Below are 3966 nucleotides of genomic sequence, written 5' to 3'. Positions count from 1 at the left end.
CTTAACTAAGCCCAGATGAGCGACGACTCCTCAAAGTCAAACCGCCATCTGTCTCAAACCATTTGATGACGGACAGACCAATGTTGAGCCTCATTTGTGAGATACTCTGCGGAACTGAGGGGGTAAAATCCTTCTGGTTTGGCGCTAAGCCATTTTGGAGAGGCATAATGAGGGTGATACGAAATCCTGATGGCCAAGCGGTCGCGGCGCTCAATCGTTTCATGATGATCGCTGCTGGCCTTTGCTTGATCTTAGTGAGTGTAATGACGCTCCCATCACTCTTAATTCGCCAGACCGAAGTTGTAACAATTACTAGAGTAGACGCAGCACGCGAATGCAGGAGCCGAAGGACCTTTAAAATATGGCCAAAATATAGGTCTAACAGACCACAAAGCTCTTTTAGCTACTGTGGCTTGGTCATGTCAGACCATGGTAGTTTCGACCTCCCAGAAACAACTTGGCTCCATCTTTTTGGATCATCTCGGGAGGCTCTCCATGACGGACTAGTTGTAGGCTGCAGCTACAGAATTGTAGTAGCTGGTTCTGGCCTTAAATTGGAAAAGGGTAGCCCAATGTCTAACCGAAATCGAACGCTACAAAGTGCCGTGCCCTTGGGGGATTGCGCGACCCTTGGTCGAGCTTAACCTCCATTTAAGGGGTAACTAAGTCCGCAGAGTGGTCATCTGATGGAAAAAATCGCCTGTTGCATCGCCGCAAGGCAGTTATGAGCCCATACCTACCAAACGCAGCAAGCTCCTGCTAATCCACACGAACTGCAAAACCTAAGCACCGAAATCTTGAGAGTGGGAAATGTCAGAAACGGTAGAGATTTACGTCTATTTGGAAGATGAGGGCGTCGATGTTTGGCGCCCAACCACAGCCAAATCGTTGGGCGAGGGTAGATATCTGCTTCAGGCAACACCCGACTACGATCCAGATTTGGAACAGTGGGAGTTTGTTCCAGGAACCGTAGTGTCTAGTCGAATGAGAAGATTTGAAGGAGGGCCGGAGCAAAAGCGAGTAGCTGTGCCAGTTAATTGACCAAAGTCGTGTGTGGATGGCTCCTGCATAGCAAGACATATTTGATCAGATTTGCGCATTTGTCAGAAGCAGTCATGTGTCCGGCCTGTTTGCGCGGTTTTGACCGCTGGCCCTGATGGGTTCCGCAAACCAAGTCCCTTACAGCTTTGCGGGCAATTGCGCCCGGGACTTTCGACGGGTTGTCTTGGTTTTGGCGGCAGACTTATGCACCATCATCTCGCAGGTCTTGCTAACTCGTTGTTCCTTTTTTCCTCAAGCGGTGTGCGGGTTGTAAGGTTCGGCTGCGCAGCAGCCGTCCTTCTGTGTCATGCGCGACGCGGTCCGTGGCACACGGACAGGGCCGCCCTGGAGGGCGGCCCATCCTCGTGAGAGGATTTACTCTTGGGGGTCTTTGGCGCTTGGGGGGAACATGACCAGTTCGTCAACGGCGACGGGGAAGTCGAGCTTGAGGCTGAAGACTTCGGAGCCGTCCTGGCGGGTGTTGCGGAACATGACGCCGACGCGTTGGAAGCGGGTGCGGTCCTGGCCGTTGTCGTTGAACTTGACGGGGACTGTTGCGACGTAGTGGTTAGACATTTGGGTATCTCCTTTTTGCGATGAGGATCTCCCAGCACGGGGGTGTCAGGGCTGCCCCAAGACCAAGGGGAATCATCGTGAGGCATGAGCACCCTTCAGGGTGGCCCGAATGATCGCTTCGCTTATGATCGACGTTTACGTCGTCTGGCGCACAGGGTGCGCTGCAAAAGGGATCGTGACCCGCAGGGCGGAAACGGAGTGATGCGGGCGACCATGTGGCCGTGCTGACAATCTGGCTCGGGACGAGACGGGTTTCAGCGCGTGGGCCGCAGGGAGACGGCATTGCTCTGGTTCCGTTCAGAGGGCGGCGCAGCCGGCCGGCGAATAGAGCCCGGTCGCGTGCTGGAGGCACGTGATTTGCCTTTGGTCTTCACAGCTAGCTGAAAAAATAGGAAAGCCCCACGTGCGTCAACACGTGAAGCTTTCAAGAAGTGTCGATTTCAACCACCGATGCTTCGAGTTTCTGCCCGAGGTTCAGTGCGACGCCATTGCCCCCGAAGAGAACGACGCCGGTTGCGGCGAACTTATCGTCCAGCATTTCGTCATTGCACTTGAAGGGTGCGGAGCGTCCGTGTGCGGACCAGCGCGGATCGAACCGCGCCTGGCTTACGCCGCGCGCGCGCGCCCATTTCGCCGCAATCATCTCTGCACCGTTCTTGCCGCCTTTGTGGCAGAGGAAGATATCCTGATTGCGGTTTTGCTTGATGCGGGCCCGAACTTTATCGAGCGTTGAGAAGATCCTGTCGATGTCTGTCCAGTCGGTACCACCTGAGACGATCAGGGGCACGCCATCGACCTTGGACTTTTCCGCGGTTCGGCGGCGAATGCCTCGGACAAGCCCGGCGGTCGCGCTTGCGGCACCTCCGTTTGACGTCGTTCAAAAGTCTTTTCGATGCTGGCCTGCAAACTGTCCAAATTGAGGTCCACTGCCTTCGGCAGTGCCCAAAGGTCATAGTAATCCTTCATCCGACCATTGATGATACCAAGCGCGACAACGGCCTGGAACTTCTCGGCGATGACCGTTTCCGGGGAATAGGCGCGCACCGACGCGGACGGAAAGCCGAGCAGTGAGCCGTAGTCGAGCGTGTAGTCGGGCTCTCCAAGCGCGTCTCCGAAGCCGACATCGATCGTGATCGGAATCCGCGTTTTCTCGAGATAAGCATTCGTCTTTAGGCGCATGCCGCCGTAGACCTGATCGTCCCTGATCGGTACTGCCGTAAGGTTGGCGCTGTCAAAGACTAAGCCGTCATCTGCGTCGATTGCGAGAATCTCGGCGATGACCGACTTCAGAGTTTCCTCGTCCTCAGTACCGAACGACAGGAAATCGACGTCCCGGGTAAATCGGCCTGTATCCTTGGTCCAAAGTGTTACAAGCATGCCGCCTTTCAAGACGAAGCGCTCGCGATGTGCTGATATGGACAGGCGGTAGATAAGCCGCTCTAGGCCAAAGGCCACCAGCACGACGTCAAAGGCTTGCTCTTCCGTTCGTGCAAGGTTCAGAAGTCGTTGGCGCATCGATGCCGCGATGTTCTTTGGTGTGTTAGCCATTCGATGTCACAGCCTCGAGATAGGGGCGCATCTGGTTCCAGGCACCATAGGTCCGCGCGGCCTCGGCAATTGCTGATGGTGTCGCCTTACGCTGTTCGATTGCGGCTTTGAGGGCCTCGATAGCGACGGATCGATCGACAAGGCGCTGGTTCCGGAATGCGTCTGCAAGCGTCTTGGGAACCGTATACATCCTGAGCGTTGTTCCACCTATTTGATGGTGCTCGACGCCGCTCGAGAAATAGGGTTCGCGAAACCGTACGTTTCGGATCTTCGGATATGTGATCTTCGGCTCCCAGTTTTTGGCGCCAATCGCGATCCAGACGCGTCGGGGCATTTGATCGGTCAGGCCGTGGAACGCCAGCGCCGACGTCAGGCAGATGACGGCCTTTGGTGCCCGCTTGGCGACTTCGATGAGAGTCTCATGCGTATCGGGCGCGCTGTCCGGCAGGCCGTAGAGCCCTCGGCCAAGCCGAAGGATGTCTCCGGACTGCACCGAACGCGAGATCGCTGCCGCTGAGACACCAATACCCTCGATATCCCGTGCGCGTGCTGGCGCATGGGATTGCAGGTATTCAAGGAGGCGTTGCCTCTGTGTCAGATCATGGACCACTGATAGGGAACCTCGGACATTTTTGCATTTCGTCCGAGGTTTTGTAACATAACTTGGCGGCTGTTGCAAGGACTGCAGAACGTCAATCAAACAGTCACCTTTCTGCAGGGAGGGCGCAAAGGTGATGGGGTGGATGGCTCCTGCTCCAACCGGCGTCGCAATGCGCCATACTGCAGATGTCCACATCTGCT

The 3966-nt window shown here is 55.8% G+C and carries 3 protein-coding genes and 1 pseudogene; all 4 read right to left on the bottom strand.

Features of this window, described 5'->3' with window-relative positions; translation table 11 throughout:
* Window positions 1-1416: 1416 nt before the first annotated feature.
* Window positions 1417-1617 (bottom strand): hypothetical protein, encoded by a 201-nt coding sequence (locus Q0859_RS21300; protein ID WP_299155139.1) that lies wholly within the window; start codon window positions 1615-1617, stop codon window positions 1417-1419.
* 424 nt (window positions 1618-2041) lie between these two features.
* Window positions 2042-2431, bottom strand: a pseudogene (locus tag Q0859_RS21295) (DUF2493 domain-containing protein); the annotation flags it as partial.
* A complete protein-coding gene (locus Q0859_RS21290; protein ID WP_299155142.1) occupies window positions 2395-3132 on the bottom strand; it encodes a nucleotidyl transferase AbiEii/AbiGii toxin family protein in 738 nt (245 codons plus the stop codon). The pseudogene Q0859_RS21295 and the gene Q0859_RS21290, both read right to left, overlap by 37 nt.
* 25 nt (window positions 3133-3157) lie before the next feature.
* A partial coding sequence (locus Q0859_RS21285; protein ID WP_299155137.1) for an AbiEi antitoxin N-terminal domain-containing protein occupies window positions 3158-3966 on the bottom strand: 809 nt, incomplete at its 5' end.

Origin of the sequence: uncultured Tateyamaria sp., from assembly GCF_947497045.1 — a bacterium.
GTDB lineage: Bacteria > Pseudomonadota > Alphaproteobacteria > Rhodobacterales > Rhodobacteraceae > Tateyamaria.
Note: the sequence above shows the minus strand (reverse complement) of the source record. Positions and strands in the feature narration are given on the sequence as shown.

What these genes read in the sequence shown, in the direction of transcription:
- Q0859_RS21300 (WP_299155139.1), bottom strand. Translation starts at nt 1,617, where the DNA reads ATGTCTAACCACTACGTCGCAACAGTCCCCGTCAAGTTCAACGACAAC.
- Q0859_RS21290 (WP_299155142.1), bottom strand. Translation starts at nt 3,132, where the DNA reads ATGCGCCAACGACTTCTGAACCTTGCACGAACGGAAGAGCAAGCCTTT.